Consider the following 18,438-nt stretch of genomic DNA (forward strand, 5'->3'; position numbering starts at 1 on the left):
AGCAACGCACTTTCTCACGAAAAAGCTGCCAAAGGTGGCCGCCGAGATGGCGCTCAACGTGCTCGCCTACAACATGAAGCGCGTGATGATGATCGTTGGCCTAGGCGGATTGCTGGAGGCGATGCAGGCGTGAGGGCGGCCTCTGCGCGACCAAATCAGCGCCTACACGAAGCTCCTGGTTGCCACTGAGATGACAAGAGGTCGATTCCACCGAATGAGAAGCGCGGCGGCCACGAAATGCGCCGGAGCGCCCCAAGTCGCCGGATTTTCACACGGCCTGGACCCAGAGCAGACCATGCGGACGCGGACGGGCCCGCCGAATGCCTTAATGGTGCAGTGCCGCGACGATCAATCTTGAGCTGCAGCTACCGATTGCAGTTAAATTCTGCCGATCTGTGATTTTCACCGATCAAGGAAACTGGGGATTGTCATGAAAGCAATAACGGGACTGCTTTTTGCACTTCTTTTGTCCGCGCCCGCCAACGGGCAGGATTCTCCGTTTCGCAAGGAGCTAAAGCGAGCGGATCTCTCAGGCACCAACATGGAGGTCATTACAAGCATCTCCGAGATTAAGCCGGGCGACACCTCGGCCCTTCACATCCATCATGGTGAGGAGTCGTTCTACGTCTTAGAGGGCGGCACAATCGAACTTCCCGATGGAAAACAAGTGCCGTTCCCGACCGGCATCGCTGCGATCAACGTCCGCGATGTGCCGCATGGCGCATTTAAGGTGGTCGGCGATAAAACAGTAAAGCTGCTCACGGTGCACATCGTGGACAAGGGCAAGCCGCTCTACGACAAGCCTGCTGCGAAATAGAATGGCTGCAAGAGAGAGATCATCTCCGTTTGGCGGTCTGTCAACTATCCGAGACGAAAGTGATCGGGAGCAATCTCCGGTTCTGGCCCATCTGCGAAGTTGCGCCGCGTCTGTCGGAGGTCCGCTCAACGCGGTGGAGCGGACCAGATTTGCTCAACCTGAGTTCTTCGCATTTTGACCCGGAGCGGCCCTGGCAAGTGCGTGCCTGTCACAGTAGCGGATTGCGACCGCGCCCGGTATAAAGCGGGCTCCCCAAAATTGGAGGAGCTTCTTGAATGACCGTTACGCACGGCTGGTTGACGGTTGCATGCTGCTTCATTGGCACAGCTGCATTGGCCGCAGAGCCCATGAGGACGTTTACGTTCGAGACACCGTCAAGGCACTGCAGGAGGTCGATCCCACTTACGTGGTTCCGCTGCATTGTACGGGCGAACCTTTTTACGAAGCCGCCCGGGCTGCGATGCCGACAAAGCTCTTGCGCTCATACACGGGAACGCGATTGGTTTTCGACGCGTGAGCATAGCCTAACAAGCGTGAACGTCCGTTCGCGGCACCTTTGAGACATGCCGACGAACGCTGAAATGGTCCGCTTATCGGGGTAGATCGGGAGTGATCGGCAGACGGTCAAAACGACCCTTTTGACCCACTTCAGACTAAAGCCTCGTCGCGATATGGTTCGAGAGAAAACGCCGAACGCCTCCGTTCGGCGGCCGCGGCATAGGAGGTTTGCGTGGAGACAAAGAGAGCCTACAAATCTTTTCGCTATAAGGCCAACACAGCCTGGAGTTCCGCGCGACGGGGTACGCTTTCTGCGTCGGGAAAGCCAAACATCGTGGTTGGCAGCCCACCTGAGTTTAAAGGCGAGCCGGATATCTGGGCGCCTGAAGAGCTACTCGTAGGCTCGGTCAATACATGCATGATGCTGACTTTTCTCACACTCGCCCAATCAAAAGGTCTGACGCCGATGCGATATGAAAGTGACGCCGAAGGCCTGCTCGAAAATACCGAAGGCAAGTACCGCATCACGGAAGTCATGGTTCGACCTCGCGTAACCCTCAAAGACAAAACCGAATTCGAGCGAGCCCGCGAAATCATGGAAAGTGTCGAAGCACAGTGCTTCATCTCGAATTCCATAAGATCTAGGGTCACCATCACTGCGGAATTTGCCGTTGCTCTCTCGCCAAAGTGAAAACGAATTGCCTCGGTTGCACGAGTCCGGAATTGGCCCGAATGCGAAGTCTAAGCGGGCCGCCAAAAGTCTCCTTATCGGGGGTAACCCGAAACGGCGATGCGCCCGCGAGCAATAGCCTCTGCGCTCGCGGCCGGTTGTTCAAGGACGTCCGACGAGCAATGGCAGCACGTCTGCACCGCCCGCCATGAGCGGATTCGACGGCTCGAAATGTTCCCGCAATTCTCGCTTTCGGACGAGTGAGCGCGCATCGAGAAACGCATCCTTCAGGCTGACGGCTTTCCGGAGCGCGACGTTGAAAAAAGCGTCGCCAAAATAGGTCCACTTGGCCTTGTCCTGGCAGCCGAACGACGGATGCCTCTCATCGGCCGCGGTGATGACCAGCACATCGGGAGTCGCCAACCGCGGGATAAAAACCCCGGAATAACAAGCCGAGATGACCACCACCTTGTGTCGCACACCCGTCTTTGCGAGCATGTCGCGGAGACGAGATGGTGTAAGCGTTTCTGTGAGCCGCCCCGCCTTGATTGCAAGGCCATCAGGAGAGCCATGCGAGGTGAGAATCAAAAAGAGAACATCTTTCTCGGCATCCAAGCGGTTGGCTGTCGTCTGCAACGACTTGGCCAGAGCTTCGATCGTTGCACTTCCCCCTTTCTTGGAATTGTACTCCACGCTGATCGGTCCAGTCTCGAAACGGCCGGCCACGACCTGAGCCGCGCCGGTCGCCTCGGATCTAAACACGCCTTGATCCCCGTACAGGCCAAAGGACACCACGCCAACCTTTCCAGCGTCCGCAACAGCATGTACCGGAGGCCAGATGGTCAGAAAAAAAGCGACGAGCGGCGCGCCGAGCCGCCTGATCGAGGACCTGGAGGTCATCGCGAACCTCGTTTCGAGATCGCCGCTACAGAACTGCGGCTCAACACAAAATAGCGGAAAGCCAGTGAATTTCCATCCATCCTTCGGAATGGCACGTGCAAGGGTCCCGATATAGCCCATCGGCGACCTTCAACGATGTTTGCTGGTTGTGCCGCTGTTGAAGGATGAGCGGACATCTAGAGCACCCAAGCTAAGCGTGTGATCTAGGGGTACACGCGCTGGTCCGTGTACCCAAGCTCGGCCGCGCGATGCCATGAAAGCTCAGTCCGCATTGCCCACATGGCGACCAAGTTGGTGCGGCAGTCGCGATGCGCCAAGAGCGGATGGGCGCATCAGAGCTGTTTGGTGAAATGATAACGCCGAATACCACCGCCCAGAGATTTGTTGCTGGCTGCCACGGCCACCTCTTCGCCAACCAATTGATATCCGGAAGCCCTGTAAAGTAATAGTGCGTCACGCTGCAGTTCGGATGTGCTGAGATCCATCCGAGGACGATTGCGTTTGCGGCACTCGTCTTCCGCAAAACTCAACATCTGTCGTGCGATGCCGCGGCGTCGAGCATCCGGATGGACGTACATGCGGCGCAATTCCATCGCCCCCGGCGATGAAGGTTCAAGTCCAAACATCCCAATGACTTTTTCGCCGTCGACCGCGACCCAAAAACCGCCTTGCCGACTTTGGTAGTACTGGCTGATCTGACCAATTTCCTCATTCAATGACGTTGCAATGTAGGCTTCAAACGCTTCCACCATGTGAGCAGGCGCGAGTAGTCGATTGACCCTGATGAATAGGACGCGGACCTGCTCTGCGTCCTCTTCAGTGAATGGGCGAATGATGATCGAAGGCTCCAGCTGATTACCCCTCGTCGTATCCGCGGGCAGGATCGGACCGCCGCTCGACACCATCAATTCAGCCAACCCGCCGGCAATTCTGCAGCGTCGTTCAAACAAGGACGAACGACTGGTGAAGGCGGCGAGCTCCTTGCCGAGCCTGACATCCGTATCATTGGACGTTGGCATAATACCCCTGTTTTGCCCGACGGGTCAAAGGCGATTTCGAAAAATAAGAAGTTACTTTGCGCCCAAGGAGTTAGCTACTGTGCATGGGGTTGTTTTTCAGTTTTTTAGTTGGTGCCTGTCATTGCACGGCGTTCACAAGCAAAAGGGCCGCCCCAAGGGCGGCCCTTTCGTCTTGATCGATGCGTGCCCGCTTACTCCGCGGCCTGCTTCTGCGGTGGATCGAGAGCGCCGGACTTGTGGATGTCGGCGACCTGGTGATCGCTGAAGCCGAGCACCGAGCGCAGGACCTCGTCGGTGTGCTCGCCGAGCAGCGGCGAGCGGGTCACTTCGGCCGGGCTATCCGACAGCTTGATCGGGTTGCCGACCGAGATGTACTTGCCGCGGGTGGGGTGGTCGACCTCGACCACGGTGCCGGTCGCGCGCAGCGACTGGTCTTCCGCGATCTCCTTCATCGACAGGATCGGGCCGCAGGGGATGTCGTCCTTGTTGAGGATCTCCATCGCCTCGAACTTGGTCTTGGTCATCGTCCACTGCTCGATGCGGGCGAAGATCTCGTTGAGGCGCGGCAGGCGGGCCCCCGGTTTGGCGTAGTTCGGATCGGTCTTCCACGAGGGCTCACCGATCACGTCGCAGATCTTCTCCCAGACCGGAGCCTGCGTGATGAAGTAGATGTAGGCGTTGGGATCGGTCTCCCAGCCCTTGCACTTCAGGATGCGGCCGGGCTGGCCGCCGCCGGAATCGTTGCCGGCACGCGGCACGGCATCGCCGAACGGCACGCCTTCGCCGAACTGGCTGTATTCCTTCAGCGGGCCGTGGGCGAGGCGCTGCTGGTCGCGCAGCTTGACGCGGCAGAGGTTGAGCACGCCGTCCTGCATCGCCGCCGTGACGCGCTGGCCCTTGCCGGTGTGGGTGCGCTGATAGAGCGCGGTGACGATGCCGAGCGCCAGGTGCAGGCCGGTGCCGCTATCGCCGATCTGCGCGCCGGTGACGAGCGGCAGCCCGTCGCGGAAGCCGGTGGTGGAGGCGGCACCGCCGGTGCACTGCGCGACGTTCTCATAGACCTTGCAGTCTTCGTACGGCCCGGGGCCGAAGCCCTTGATCGAGGCGACGATCATCTTCGGGTTGATCTGTTGGATCTTCTCCCAGGGGAAGCCCATGCGGTCGAGCACGCCGGGGCCGAAGTTCTCGACCAGCACGTCGCACTTCTTGATCAGCTCGGTGAGGACTTCCTTGCCCTTGGGGTTCTTGGTGTCGAGCGTGATCGAGCGCTTGTTGTGGTTGAGCATGGTGAAATACAGGCTGTCCACGTTCGGGATGTCCTGCAGCTGGCCGCGGGTGATGTCACCCACGCCCGGGCGTTCCACCTTGATCACGTCGGCGCCGAACCAGGCCAGCAGCTGCGTGCAGGTCGGCCCTGACTGGACGTGGGTGAAGTCGAGAATGCGAACGCCCGTGAGCGCTTTGGTCATCGTGTTGCTCCGTACTCTGCCTGCCCCTGCTAACCACAGGGAATAAGGGTTGAAGGGGTGGACTTACTTCTTCTTCTGCAGAACGCTCTGCGGATTGAGATTGCCGATGCGGCCGCTCTCCGAGCCCGCGGCCGGATCGATCACCGCGTTGATGAGCGTCGGCTTGCCGGACTTCATCGCCTCGTTGACGGCGCGCTTGAGCTCGTCGGGCGAAGTCGCGTTGACGCCGACGCCGCCGAAGGCTTCCATCATCTTGTCGTAACGCGCGCCCTTGACGAACACGGTGGTCGCCGGATCGGAGTTGGCGCCGTTGACGTCGGTGCCGCGATAGATGCCGTCATTGTTGAAGATGACGACGCAGATCGGCAGGTTGTAGCGGCAGATGGTCTCGACCTCCATGCCGGAGAAGCCGAACGCCGAGTCGCCTTCCACCGCGAGCACGGGATGGCCGGTCTCGAGCGCGGCTGCGATCGCCTGGCCCATGCCGATGCCCATCACGCCCCAGGTGCCGACGTCGAGACGCTTGCGCGGGCGGTACATGTCGATCACGCCGCGGGCGAGGTCGAGCGTGTTGGCGCCTTCGTTGACGAGGATCGCCTCGGGGTGCTCCTTGATCACGTTCTTCAAGACGCCGAGCGCGCCATGATAGTCCATCGGCGATTTGTTGTTCATGAGCTTCGGCGCCATCTTGGCGACGTTCTCTTCGCGCTTGGTCGACACGGCCTTGGTCCATTCGGCGGGCGGGGCGGTCCAGCCGGAGCCCATCGCCTGGTTGAAGGCCGAGACGACCGAGCCGATGTCACCGACGACGGGCGCGACGATCTCGACGTTGGAGTCCATCTCCTTGGGCTCGATGTCGACCTGGATGAACTTCTTCGGCGTTTCGCCCCAGCTCTTGCCCTTGCCGTGCGAGAGCAGCCAATTCAGCCGCGCGCCGATCAGCATGACGACGTCGGACTCCTTCAGCACGGTCGAGCGGGCCGCACCGGCGCACTGCGGGTGCGTGTCGGGGAGGAGACCCTTGGCCATGCTCATCGGCAGGAACGGCACGCCGCTCTTCTCGACGAAGCTCTTGATCTCTTCATCCGCCTGCGCGTAAGCCGCGCCCTTGCCGAGGATGATGAGCGGACGCTTCGCGCTCTTGAGCACGTCGAGCGCGCGCTTCACCGAAGCGGGCGAGGGGATCTGCGCCGGCGCCGCGTCGATCACCTTGACCAGCGACTTCTGGCCAGCCTCGGCGTTCATGACCTGGCCGAACAGCTTTGCCGGCAGATCGAGATAGACGCCGCCCGGACGGCCCGAGACCGCGGCGCGGATGGCGCGGGCAAAGCCGATGCCGATGTCCTGGGCGTGCAGCACGCGATAGGCCGCCTTGCACAGCGGCTTTGCGATCGCGAGCTGGTCCATTTCCTCGTAGTCGCCCTGCTGCAGGTCGACGATCTCGCGCTCGGAGGAGCCCGAGACCAGGATCATCGGGTAGCAGTTGGTTGTGGCGTGGGCGAGCGCGGTGAGACCGTTGAGGAAGCCGGGCGCCGACACCGTGAGGCAGACGCCGGGCTTCTTGGTGAGGTAGCCGGCGATGCCTGCGGCGTAACCGGCGTTCTGCTCGTGGCGGAAGGAGATCACGCGAATGCCGGCGGCCTGCGCCATGCGGCCCAAATCCGTGATCGGGATGCCCGGCACATTATAGATGGTGTTGATGCCGTTCAGCTTGAGCGCGTCGATGACGAGATGGAAGCCATCCGTCAGTTCCTGCTCGGTGCCCGGTGCTTCGGACTTGGTCGCGGTATTCAGCATGGGCCTTGTCTCCCTGGTCTCTCATAGTGGGGCGAGTGTTTCGCCCTTCTGGTGAACGTTGCTTAGGTAAAGAGTTCCTGGCCGTGCGCTTCGACGTAAGCGGCAAGGCCGAGGGTGTGATCGCGGGCGCGTTTCTCGGCGAGCTCGGTGTCGCGCGCTTCCAGCGCCTCGATGATGCCGAGATGCTCGGGCAGCGAGGTCGCGGTGCGGTCCTTGCGTCCGATGGTCAGCTGGCGATAACCGCGCACGTGCAGCAGCAGGTCGTTGGTGAGATCGACCAGCACCGGTGATTCCGACAGCGAGATCAGCGCCTGGTGGAAGGCGATGTTGGCCTTGGAGTATTCCTCCACATGATCCTCGGGCAGGCGGTCCTTGCCGAAATCCTTGAAGAAGTCGCGCAGCGCCGTGATGTCCTTCTTGCGCGCGGTGGTGGTGATGAGGCGGGCGGCCATGCTCTCCAGCGCCGCCCAGGCGCGGATCATGTCGACGATCTCGCTTTTGGTCCTGCGCACCACCATGATGCCGCGGCGCGGCACCGTCTTCACGAAACCGTCCTGCTCGAGCATCGCAATGGCTTCGCGGATCGGCGTGCGGCTGACACCCAAGCGTTCGGACAGCGCGCGCTCGTCGAGCATCACCGGCTCGGGCGTCGAGTAGATGTCCATCTTGAGGATGGCTTCCTTCAAGGCGTCATACGCCTTGTTCTTGAAGCTGCTCTCCGGGGCAATACGAACGATTGCGATGTCTGCCTCGGCCATGTTCGGCAACGCCTTGGTTGGTTTCCGTAGTGACACGACGAATCTCCTCCAGGTGGGAGTCGTCTTTTACAGGATTATTAACGGGAAAGTTTTTGGCATACCACATGCCAGAATGTCAAGCTGGCTATTTTTTGCGGCGTTCTAGGGTATGCACCAGCTTGACAAGTTGGCTTCTGGCATACCAAATGCCATCGCCAGCCATTTTTGATCCAAGCCGGCGGAGTAGTCTTAGGTCTTATGCCACTCCGTTCCGCCGCATGGAACAGAGCGCGGCGAATGGCAAGCATCACGGGCAGCCGCTAATCACGCGCGCGCTTTGCAAAGAACGAACTGAGGTCAAGGGAGAAGCCACATGTCCAATTCCAAAGATGCCGTCCGCAAGGTGCTTGACCAGGTCAAGGCGGACAACCGCACCAGCCTGACGGCCCCGGAAGGCAAGCTGGTCTGCGACGCCTACGGCATTCCGGTGCCGAAGGAGGGCGTGGCCAAATCGGCGGGCGAGGCCGGCAAGATGGCCTCGTCCATGGGCTTCCCGGTGGTGATGAAGATCGTCTCGCCGGACATTCTCCACAAGACCGAAGCCGGCGGTGTCATCGTCGGCCTCAAGACGGCCGAGGAAGCCGAGAAGGCCTACGAGACGATTCTCGGGAACGCGAAGAAATATAAGTCCGATGCCAAGATCGAGGGCGTGCAGGTGCAGCAGATGCTGGCCGGCGGCACCGAGGTCATCGTCGGCTCGATCACCGATGGCTCGTTCGGCAAGCTGGTCGCCTTCGGCCTTGGTGGCGTGCTGGTCGAAGTCTTGAAAGACATCACCTTCCGCCTCGCGCCTGCCACAAAGGAAGACGCGCTCTCGATGCTCGATGGCATCCAGGCGCATGAGATCCTGAAGGGCGTACGCGGCGGCGAGCCGGTGAACCGCAACGCTCTCGCCGACATCATCGTCAAGGTCTCCCAGCTCGTCACCGATTTCCCTGAGATCGTCGAGCTCGACCTCAACCCTGTGTTCGCGACCCCGAAGGGCGCGACCGCCGCCGACGTTCGCATCGTCGTCGATTTCGCCTACAAGCCGAAGCCGAAGCCGCGTCCGACCGAAGAGATCGTCGCGGCGATGAACCGCATCATGCAGCCGAAGGCGGTCGCCGTGATCGGCGCCTCCGCTGAGGACGGCAAGATCGGTAATTCCGTGATGAAGAACCTCATCAACGGCGGTTACAAGGGCGAGATCATTCCGATCCATCCCAAGGCCGCCGAGATTCTCGGCTACAAGGCCTATAAGAGCGTCAAGGACGTGCCCGGCGTGATCGACGTCGCGGTGTTCGCGATCCCGGCAAAATTCGTCGCCGGCGCGCTGACCGAATGCGGCGAGAAGAAGATCCCGGGCGCGGTGCTGATCCCGTCGGGCTTCGCTGAAGCCGGCGCGCCGGAGCTGCAGGCCGAGATCGTCGAGGTCGGCAAGAAGTACGACATTCGCCTGATGGGGCCGAACATCTATGGCTTCTACTACACGCCCGCCAACCTCTGCGCGACCTTCTGCACCGCCTATGACGTCAAGGGCCACGCCGCGCTGTCGTCGCAGTCGGGCGGCATCGGCATGGCCATCATCGGCTTCTCGCGCTCGGCGAAGATGGGCGTGTCCGCCATCGTCGGCCTCGGCAACAAGTCCGACATCGATGAGGACGATCTGCTCGCCTTCTTCGAGCAGGACCCGAACACCAATCTGATCGCGCAGCACTGCGAAGACCTCAAGGACGGCCGTGCCTTCGCTGAAGCGGCAAAACGCGTCTCCAAGAAGAAGCCGGTCGTCGTGCTCAAGGCCGGCCGCACTTCGGCCGGTGCGAAGGCCGCGTCCTCGCACACCGGCGCGCTCGCCGGCAACGACCGTATCTATGAAGACGTGTTCAAGCAGTCCGGTGTGATTCGTGCGCGCTCCCTGCGCCAGCTGCTCGAATTCGCCCGTGGCGTGCCGGTGCTGCCGACGCCGAAGGGCGAGAACGTCCTCGTCATCACCGGTGCCGGCGGCTCAGGCGTGCTGCTCTCGGACTCCTGCGTCGACAACGGCCTGTCGCTGATGTCGATGCCGCCGGATCTCGATGCGGCCTTCCGCAAGTTCATCCCGCCGTTCGGTGCAGCCGGAAATCCTGTGGATATCACCGGCGGCGAGCCGCCGATCACCTACGTCAACACCGTGAAGCTCGGCCTGTCGGATGAGCGCATCCACGCGCTGATCCTCGGCTACTGGCACACCATCGTCACCCCGCCGATGGTGTTCGCCCGCAACATGGTCGAGGTGAAGAAGGAGATGGAGGCAAAGGGCTTCGTCAAGCCGATGGTCGCCTCGCTCGCCGGCGACGTCGAGGTCGAGGAAGCCGCCGAATATCTCTACCAGAACGGCATCCCGGCCTACGCCTACTCGACCGAGCTGCCGGTCGAGGTCTTGGGCGCCAAGTACAAATGGGCGCGCGGGGCAGGGCTGCTCTGAGCTTGCGTTCGCCTCTCCCCGCTTGCGGGGAGAGGCCGGAATTTGCGCAGCAAATTCCGGGTGAGGGGGACTCTCCACGAGTCCGTCTCTCACCGTCTTTGCGGAGATAGCCCCTCACCCCAATCCTCTCCCCGTAAGAATGGGGAGAGGGAGAAGAGGCGGCGCGCGTCTTGTCTGATGGCAAATGCAGGTCGCGATGAGCAAGAACGTGATCCGGCGCAAATCGCTCGAACCCAGATCTCCGGCGGAGGCTGATCAAGAGGGCCGCGACGGCGGCGTGCAGTCCGTCGACCGCGCGCTGTCGATCATCGAGACGCTGGCCGAGGACGACGAGGGTTATCGCCTCAGCGATCTCGCGATCCGCACCGGCCTGTCTGCCTCCACCGTGCACCGACTGCTCGCAACGCTCGAAAGCCGCCGCTTCGTGCAGTTCGACCGTGGCGAATCCAAATGGCATGTCGGCGTGCGCAGCTTCACGGTCGGCGCCAGCTTTGCGCGGAGGCGCAATTTCTCCGCGCAGGCGATTCCATACTTGCGCAAGCTGCGCGATCTCACCCGCGAGACCGCCAATCTCGCTGTGGTCGACGATGAGTTCATCATCGTGCTGACCCGCATGGAAAGCCGCGAGATCATGCGCTCGCTGACCAAGGTCGGCGGCCGCGTCCCCATGGTGACCTCCGGCGTCGGCAAAGCGGTGCTCGCAACCTATTCGGACGAGGACGTCGGCGCCGTCATCCGCCATCACGGCATGCCCCGCCTGACCGAGAAGTCGATCGTGCGGCCGAGTGACCTGTTCAAGGAGCTCGAAAAAATCCGCAAGCAGGGCTTTGCCGTTGACGATGAGGAGGCACAGATCGGCCTGCGGTGCGTAGCCGCGGTGGTATACAACGCCTTGGCCGAACCGCTTGCCGCGATTTCCGTATCCGGCATGACCAGCCGCGTCACTGACGAACGGTTGCCGGAGATTGGCCAGATCGTTCGGGATGTCGCTGCCGAATTGACGGCCGCGCTTGACGGGGTGATCCCGGCGCCCCGCTGACCAAGCCCTGGGGGATGTCACTGGACAGCATCGGCCGTTTTGGTTGATATGCGACCAAACGACACAATGCGGCAAACGTCCGCATGAGCCTGGAGATGCCCCCATGTTTCGATTTCCCGTGCGCCTTGTCGGCGCAGCCGTCGCGCTGACCCTGGCGGCAGCCGATCCGGCCTTTGCCCAGCAGCTCGAGCTCAAGCTGATGGCGCCGGCGGCTCCGGGCGGGGGATGGGACCAGACGGCACGCTCGATGCAGCAGGCGCTGGTGGCTTCGGGCGTCGCGCGCAGCGTGCAGGTCACCAACGTTCCCGGCGCCGGCGGCAGCGTCGGCATCGCGCAGTTCGTCAACGGCGCCAAGGGCGACGGCAACCAGATGATGGTCAACGGCTTCGTCATGGTGGGTGCGCTGGCCATGAACAAGTCGCCGGTGACGCTGGAGCAGGTGACGCCGATCGCGCGCCTCACCGAGGAAATCCAGGTGATCGTGGTGCCCGCGAACTCGCCGATCAAGAGTGCGCAGGATCTCGCAGCCGCGGTGAAGGCCGATGTCGCCAAGGTGACCTTTGCCGGCGGCTCGGCCGGCGGCGTCGACCATGTGATGGCCGCGCTGTTCGCCGGCGCGGTCGGCGCCGACGCCAAGAAGATCAACTACATCCCGTTCTCCGGCGGCGGCGAGTCGCTCGCTGCGATCCTCGGCGGCAAGGTCACCGCGGGCATTTCGGGCCTCAGCGAATATGAAGGGCAGATCAAGTCCGGCAAGCTGCGCGCGATCGGCGTGACCTCGGAGAAGCGCATCGCCGGCAGCGACATCCCGACTTTCAAGGAGCAGGGCATCGACCTCGTGATCGCGAACTGGCGCTCGGTGGTCGCGCCTCCTGGCATCACGCCGGAGCAGCGCAAGACCTTGAGCGATGCGGTCGAGAAGATGGTGAAGTCGGACGCCTGGAAGGAAATCCTCAAGCAGAAGGGCTGGGAGGACGCCTATCTCGGCGGCGACGCTTTCGCCGACTTCCTGAAGAAGGAAACGGCCCGTGTCACCGACGTGCTGAAATCGGTCGGCCTGGTCAAGTCATGACCTCAGGCGATCCCATCCAGCCGCCGCGGCGCGTCGACCGCGCCGGCCTCGTCATCGCGGCACTGCTTGCGGTCCTCGCCGTCGTGCTGGTCTGGGACGCGCGCGGCCTGCAATCCGCCGCGATGTACGGGATGGGACCGGAGGCGATGCCGGTCGTGGTTGCCAGCGGCCTTGCGCTGCTGGCGATCGGCAATTTCATCGACGCGCTACGCGGCAACTTGCCGCCGCGTGAGAGCACCGATCCCGTGCCGGTCTTTCTGATCCTCGTCGGCCTCGCGCTGCTGATCGCCATCATCGGCCTTGGCGGCGGCTTCATCCTGGCGACGTCGGCGCTGTTCGTAACGACGTCGGCGGCCTTCGGACGCCGTGCCATCCTTATCGACGCCCTCATCGCCGTCGTGATGTCGACACTCATCTATCTCGCGTTCGACCGGTTGTTGACGCTGAGCCTGCCTGCCGGCCCGCTGGAGCGATTGCTGTGATGGATACCTTTGCAGCCTTGGCGCACGGCATGGCGGTCGCCGTCCAGCCGATGAACCTGCTTTACGCGCTGATCGGCGTGTTCCTCGGCACGGCCGTGGGCGTGCTGCCCGGCATCGGCCCGGCCCTGACGGTCGCGCTGCTGCTGCCGGTGACCTACAAGCTCGACCCCGGCGGCTCGCTGATCATGTTCGCCGGCATCTATTATGGCGGCATGTATGGTGGCTCGACCACCGCGATCCTGATCAACACGCCGGGCGAGAGCGCGTCGATGGCGACCGCGCTCGAAGGCAACAAGATGGCCAAGGCCGGCCGCGGCGGGCCGGCGCTCGCAACATCCGCGATCGGCTCTTTCGTGGCCGGCACCGTCGCCACGATTGGCTTGGCTTTCCTCGCGCCGTGGCTGGTCGACTTCGCGGTGCGCTTCGGCCCCGAGGATTACTTCGCGCTGATGTGCGTCGCCTTCGTCACGGTGTCGGCGACCTTCGGCGATTCCCCGGTCCGTGGTCTGACCAGCCTGTTCATCGGCCTGACGCTCGGCCTCGTCGGCATCGACAAGCTGACGGGACAGGCGCGGCTTGCGTTCGGCGTCCCTGAATTGCTTGACGGTGTCGAGGTGACGACGCTCGCGGTCGGCCTGTTCGCGGTGGGCGAGGCGCTCTACGTCGCATCGCGCCGCCACCACACCGAGGAGAAGCTGGAGCCGGTGCGCGGCTCGCTGTGGATGACCAGGGAAGACTGGAAGCGGTCGTGGAAGCCGTGGCTGCGCGGCACCATGTTCGGCTTCCCGATCGGCGCGCTGCCCGCCGGCGGCGCTGAGATCCCGACCTTCCTGTCTTATTCGACCGAGAAGCGGCTGACGAAGCATCCTGAAGAATTCGGCAAGGGCGCGATCGAAGGCGTCGCCGGCCCCGAAGCCGCCAACAATGCGTCGGCCGCCGGCACGCTGGTGCCGCTATTGACGCTGGGACTGCCGACCTCGGCAACCGCCGCGATGATGCTGGCTGGATTCCAGCAATACGGCCTCAACCCGGGGCCACTGCTGTTCGCCGAGCGGCCCGACCTCGTGTGGGGCCTGATCGCGAGCCTGTTCATCGCCAACATGATGCTGCTGGTGCTCAACCTGCCGCTGGTCGGCCTGTGGGTGCGGCTGCTCGCCATCCCGCAGCCCTGGCTCTATGCCGGCATCCTCGTGTTCGCGACCATGGGCACCATCGCGGCTAAGCCGTCGGTGGTGGAATTGTCGATGCTGGCCGGCTTCGGCGTGCTCGGCTTTTTGATGCGCCGGTTCGATTTTCCGATCGCGCCGGTCGTGGTCGGCCTGATCCTCGGCCCGATCGCCGAGAGCCAGCTCCGCCGCGCGCTCGCGATCAGCCTCGGCGATCCCATGGCGCTGCTGCAGAGCCCGATCTCGGCGACGCTGCTTGGCGTGGCGCTGATCGCCCTGCTGGCGCCCTTTGTGCTGAAGGGGCTCGGGCGGTTCAAGGCGAACGAGGATTAGGGCGTGTACTCATAAAGTCATGTCGGCTCCTGAGGACCGAGCGGAAATCTCTGATCGGCCAGAGCATTACTGCTGGTGACCCGTTGCAGACATGAAGGCCCGGCCCAATCAGCGGGCCGCCAACTCTTCGATCCTCCTCGCATCGCTCTGGTCGAGGGTAATCTCGATTTTCCGGATGACCTCCTGCATGTGCAAGTGGAAGCCCTCCTCGATCCCACCGTCTTGCGCCATAAGATCGAGTAGCGCATTTCCGACCGCCCATTTGAGCTGATCGTCGGATTCGATGGCTGTCCACTTTTTCGGCGCAAGTGGCCAATCTTTTCCACGCCCACGATCCCAGTAATGCGATACAACGACACGAGGGCGCCATCTATCGAGTTCGGACAACACGGGGGGACGAAGGAAGTTTTGCCACAGAATGGTCATTGCTTTTCTTGCTCGCACCCGCTCGGAGAACTTGAACGTCGGTCCGAAACCCAGATACGAGTGCCACTCTAGCATCGACTTCAATGCCACATGCTGGAAAAGCCGAGTTGTTACGTCCCTTCGCGGCACCTTTGAGACATGCCGACGAACGCTGAAATGGTCCGCTTATCGGGGTGGATCGGAAGTAATCGCCAGACGGACAAAACGACCCTTTTGACCCAAGGAAGACTCTCGGCGGCAACGCCTTCTCGCATCCTTCAGAGCGGCTTGTGCTCCACGGTAATCATTGGCGGTCGACATTCCGCGGATGGCGCATCGAGTGCGCCATCCGGACCTAGAATCGGTCTCTTGCGAAGAAAGGAGCCTTAAGCCTTCAGGTCCGTGATCCGCATGACTGCGACCACGTTCCCGTCATTGTACGCCTGCTCCTTTGTGTCCTTGTTGCAGGTCCAGACAAAATTCTTCTTGGCCGTAAACGTCTTTCCCTCCTGGTCAAGTCGGAGCTCCCCTTCGGTGATATGGCAGACCATGGCGTTCATCATTGGGGGCCCCATGGTCTTCGATCCCGGCTGCATAATGACATCGCGCATTGAGACGGTCTTAAAACTGGGGATGATGGATGGTGTCTCGCCTTCATATTCACGCACCACGACACCTGGCCACGGCGTCGTGTCCTTGTAGCCCGTGGTTTGAGCGGCGGCCGGCTTCAACATGGCGGCTGAAGCCGCAGCCAACCCGATTCCCAATGCTGACCTTCGATCGATCTTGTTCATCGCTTTTCTCCTGAGGTCGCGCAACGAGCCGCCGCAGAAGCGGCGCGCTCATTTCGTGGAATGTGATGGTGGTGCGAACCGAAAAAAGCGTCGGTCTGTTAAGAGAGCGTGCCTGCCGATGGCATCGATGGTGCTTGTTCGCCCCGGACGGCGATTTCGGCTATCCCGTTTCAGGGGCAAGAAGATTATACACGACCGGACGCGCCCTGAGAAACAACATCAAGAATGCACCTTGTCTCAAATTGGTTAGAACCTGAAGGCTGAAGACCGGCTCTGACGTCGGCAACTTCACTCCGGAAAACTGAGATAGTAAGCCAGCGTGGCTGACCGGCCCCGCGGCTCGGTCGGCGGTAAGTGCGCCGCCACGACCCGATTGGGCGTGTCGTCCGGTGTCCGGAGTTGGCCCTAAGGCGAAGATCGCGGTCGCGCTCGGCATGTGAGCAGTTGAGTCCAGACCGGACGTGCCGAGAACGCGCCCAAATCGGCGATTGAGCCAAGGCGGACATCAATGGAGTGAGGCAATCGCTACGAACGATTGCTGCGGAAATGTCAGCTTGCCACCTGCCAGCATTGAATGGTCAAGCCGAGAGGCAGCATCATCGGAAATCGACGTGATCAGTCGCTCCCGCTTAGGCGCCCCTTTGTCCTTCAAGAGCCCAGCCATCGGGGTTGCCGTGAGCTGAAAACGGACATAATCCAACATCGACGGGAATTCAATTTGTTTGGTGACAGCGGCCACATCGACAAAATCAAAACCCGCCTGCTTTGTCCAATTAGCAATCTCCTCAGCATCGCAAGAGAGATGTTCAGAACGTTTGGTGCGTGATGCCTCTTCTCCGAGACATTTATCGAGCGCCTGTACAAAAGCGTACGCCGCCGGGGTCCTCTCAATTGCGCTGTAAACGCTAAACCCAGCGCGGCCTGCCGGCTTGAGCACCCGCACCATTTCCTTCAGCGCCAGCAGTCGATCTGGGAAAAATTGTAGCCCGAGTTGACAGAGCACAACATTGAAACTGTCTGCTGCGAACGGAAGGTCAAGCGCGCTACCCTCGATCCATTCGACCTTTGCAGATTTTGTGCGTGCAATCGCGAGCATCGCGGTGTTGAGGTCAAGGCCAACCACACGTGCCGATTGGCCACGTTGCTCTATCAATCTCGCGACGATGCCCGTACCGCAAGCGATGTCGAGTACGCTCTCGCCTCGTTTTGGCGAAATGCGGTCGAGCAGGTCGTTGGCCCATAGCGAAGTGATGGCCGGGACCAGGTAGCGTTCGTAAAGTTCAGGCGCGCTGGCATCCATTTGCCAATGTTCATGGGCCGACATGACTTTCCCCTATGCCCGCTGGCGGAAAGTATCGAAGTGATTGCCGACGGAGCGGGCTCATTCTTTGACGGCGAAAAGCCGCCACCGGCCGGCAACCCCCTTGAGGACATGAGAACCTCGATCCAAGCATTCGACCCTCGAGCCGGCGATCAGGTCCTTTACCGTGCTGGAGAGAAGAATCTCCCCCGGATTGGCTCTGGCGGCTACGCGGGCACCAATGTGGACAGCGATTCCAGCCACGTCGTTGCCTTCAATTACGCACTCGCCGGTGTGAATACCGCAGCGGATCGCCACTCCCAACGTGCCAACCAAGTCCCTGACCGCGCGGGCACACTTGATCGCGCGTGCTGGACCGTCAAAGATTGCAAAGACGCCATCGCCCGCGGTGTTCACTACCCGGCCGCCGAGACGCGCGACTTCCTTGTCGACCTGCTGCTGATAGTTTTCGACCAAGTCGCGCCAGCGCGAGTCCCCGATCGCCGTGGCGCGCTGGGTCGACTGGACAATGTCGATGAACAGGACGGTTGCGAGGACACGGTCCGCCTCTAACACGGGACGTTCGCCCGTCAGGAACTCCTGGATCTCCGCCAGCAGCGGGTCGATGTTGCCGATCCAGGCTACATGATCATCGCCAGGAAGCTCGACGAACTTTGCGGCCGGGATTTGTTCGGCCATGTAGCGACCACCTTGGCAGGGCATCAATCGATCGCCACTCCGGTGGAGAATCAAGGTGGGCACCCTGATGGTCGGAAGGATGGCGCGGATGTCGACCTCGACATTCATCCGATAGAGCGTGACGCCGGCGCCAGGGCTGGCCGATACGCGCATGTGGTGCGCCCACCATTGACGCACCCGCGCGTCATTGGCGACACTAGGGGCCAGAGTCTTGAGGCCGATTGGCGTTCCCCAATGCTTTTCGTAAGCTTCGAAAGCCGCTTCGTGCTGCTCTCGTGTGAGGCCCCACGGATAGTCGTCGGCGCGACTCCCCTTGGCGTAAGCGCCATACATGATCAGCGCGGTGGTTCGCGCGGGATAGGTCGCGGCAAATAACGTAGACAGGGGCCCGCCCTCGGAGAGGCCGAACATAGCGGCGCGATTTGAACCCGCCGCGTCCATGACCGCGCGGATATCGTCCATCCGCTGTTCGAGGGTCGGCAACGCGCTCTCCGCAACGCGGTCCGACAGGCCGGTGCCACGCTTGTCGAAGACGATAAGGCGACTGAAAGAGGCCAGTCGGTTGAGAAACCGAGCTAATGCGGGATCCTCCCACTGATACTCGAGATGAGAGATCCAGCCATGAATAAGCACCAGGTCGACGGGCCCTTCACCAACGACCCCATACGCGATGTGAACGTCGCCGCTTTTAGCGTAGTGGATTGTAGGGACCATGGTCTGGTACCCTCAGCTGCGTCA

The 18,438-nt window shown here is 61.7% G+C and carries 16 protein-coding genes; 7 read left to right on the forward strand and 9 right to left on the reverse strand.

From position 1 onward, the window contains the following. Positions 1-430: 430 nt before the first annotated feature. Positions 431-817, forward strand: a complete 387-nt coding sequence (locus YU9_RS0105065) for a cupin domain-containing protein (RefSeq protein WP_027571792.1) — start codon at positions 431-433, stop codon at positions 815-817. 730 nt (positions 818-1,547) lie between these two features. Continuing rightward, complete coding sequence (locus tag YU9_RS41010) at positions 1,548-2,006, forward strand: OsmC family protein (protein ID WP_036017062.1); 459 nt, start codon at positions 1,548-1,550, stop codon at positions 2,004-2,006. A gap of 141 nt (positions 2,007-2,147) precedes the next feature. On the opposite strand, the gene YU9_RS0105075 is transcribed toward YU9_RS41010, so the two are convergent. The 5 genes from YU9_RS0105075 to YU9_RS0105095 form a co-directional block, all read right to left on the reverse strand. Continuing rightward, entirely contained in the window at positions 2,148-3,005 is an 858-nt protein-coding gene (locus YU9_RS0105075; protein WP_245266304.1) for a C13 family peptidase, read from the reverse strand. Positions 3,006-3,217: 212 nt separating this feature from the next. Further along, positions 3,218-3,904, reverse strand: a complete 687-nt coding sequence (locus tag YU9_RS0105080; protein WP_245266305.1) for a GNAT family N-acetyltransferase — start codon at positions 3,902-3,904, stop codon at positions 3,218-3,220. Between the two features lie 191 nt (positions 3,905-4,095). Next, on the reverse strand, positions 4,096-5,373 hold the full coding sequence (gene frc / locus YU9_RS0105085) for a formyl-CoA transferase (RefSeq protein ID WP_027571795.1): 1,278 nt from the start codon (positions 5,371-5,373) through the stop codon (positions 4,096-4,098). 63 nt (positions 5,374-5,436) lie between these two features. Further along, positions 5,437-7,170 (reverse strand): oxalyl-CoA decarboxylase, encoded by a 1,734-nt coding sequence (oxc, locus tag YU9_RS0105090; RefSeq protein WP_027571796.1) that lies wholly within the window; start codon positions 7,168-7,170, stop codon positions 5,437-5,439. A gap of 62 nt (positions 7,171-7,232) precedes the next feature. After that, a complete protein-coding gene (locus YU9_RS0105095; RefSeq protein ID WP_167406570.1) occupies positions 7,233-7,928 on the reverse strand; it encodes a GntR family transcriptional regulator in 696 nt (231 codons plus the stop codon). A gap of 352 nt (positions 7,929-8,280) precedes the next feature. Here YU9_RS0105095 and YU9_RS0105100 point away from each other — a divergent pair, with 352 nt between their 5' ends. The 5 genes from YU9_RS0105100 to YU9_RS0105120 all read left to right on the forward strand — a co-directional run bounded on the left by YU9_RS0105100 (position 8,281) and on the right by YU9_RS0105120 (position 14,502). Then, the gene (locus YU9_RS0105100) at positions 8,281-10,410 is read left to right on the forward strand and encodes an acetate--CoA ligase family protein (RefSeq protein ID WP_027571798.1); all 2,130 of its coding nucleotides are present in this window, start codon (positions 8,281-8,283) and stop codon (positions 10,408-10,410) included. A 196-nt stretch (positions 10,411-10,606) separates the two neighbouring features. After that, positions 10,607-11,449: an IclR family transcriptional regulator gene (locus YU9_RS0105105; protein WP_027571799.1), complete on the forward strand. Its 843-nt coding sequence runs from the start codon at positions 10,607-10,609 to the stop codon at positions 11,447-11,449. Between the two features lie 103 nt (positions 11,450-11,552). Then, on the forward strand, positions 11,553-12,521 hold the full coding sequence (locus YU9_RS0105110) for a tripartite tricarboxylate transporter substrate binding protein (RefSeq protein ID WP_027571800.1): 969 nt from the start codon (positions 11,553-11,555) through the stop codon (positions 12,519-12,521). Next, on the forward strand, positions 12,518-13,003 hold the full coding sequence (locus YU9_RS0105115; protein WP_027571801.1) for a tripartite tricarboxylate transporter TctB family protein: 486 nt from the start codon (positions 12,518-12,520) through the stop codon (positions 13,001-13,003). The genes YU9_RS0105110 and YU9_RS0105115 overlap by 4 nt, the downstream gene beginning before the upstream one ends. Beyond that, the gene (locus tag YU9_RS0105120; RefSeq protein ID WP_027571802.1) at positions 13,003-14,502 is read left to right on the forward strand and encodes a tripartite tricarboxylate transporter permease; all 1,500 of its coding nucleotides are present in this window, start codon (positions 13,003-13,005) and stop codon (positions 14,500-14,502) included. Before YU9_RS0105115 ends, YU9_RS0105120 begins: the two co-directional genes overlap by 1 nt. 108 nt (positions 14,503-14,610) lie before the next feature. On the opposite strand, the gene YU9_RS0105125 is transcribed toward YU9_RS0105120, so the two are convergent. The 4 genes from YU9_RS0105125 to YU9_RS0105140 all read right to left on the reverse strand — a co-directional run bounded on the left by YU9_RS0105125 (position 14,611) and on the right by YU9_RS0105140 (position 18,414). After that, entirely contained in the window at positions 14,611-14,928 is a 318-nt protein-coding gene (locus YU9_RS0105125) for a hypothetical protein (RefSeq protein WP_156951694.1), read from the reverse strand. A 365-nt stretch (positions 14,929-15,293) separates the two neighbouring features. Then, positions 15,294-15,701: a hypothetical protein gene (locus tag YU9_RS0105130; RefSeq protein WP_027571804.1), complete on the reverse strand. Its 408-nt coding sequence runs from the start codon at positions 15,699-15,701 to the stop codon at positions 15,294-15,296. 505 nt (positions 15,702-16,206) lie between these two features. Further along, a complete protein-coding gene (locus YU9_RS0105135) occupies positions 16,207-17,025 on the reverse strand; it encodes a class I SAM-dependent methyltransferase (protein ID WP_027571805.1) in 819 nt (272 codons plus the stop codon). A gap of 57 nt (positions 17,026-17,082) precedes the next feature. Continuing rightward, complete coding sequence (locus YU9_RS0105140) at positions 17,083-18,414, reverse strand: adenylate/guanylate cyclase domain-containing protein (protein WP_027571806.1); 1,332 nt, start codon at positions 18,412-18,414, stop codon at positions 17,083-17,085. Between the last annotated feature and the right edge of the window lie 24 nt (positions 18,415-18,438).

The sequence above is a fragment of the Bradyrhizobium sp. WSM1743 genome, assembly GCF_000473065.1.
Lineage (GTDB): Bacteria > Pseudomonadota > Alphaproteobacteria > Rhizobiales > Xanthobacteraceae > Bradyrhizobium.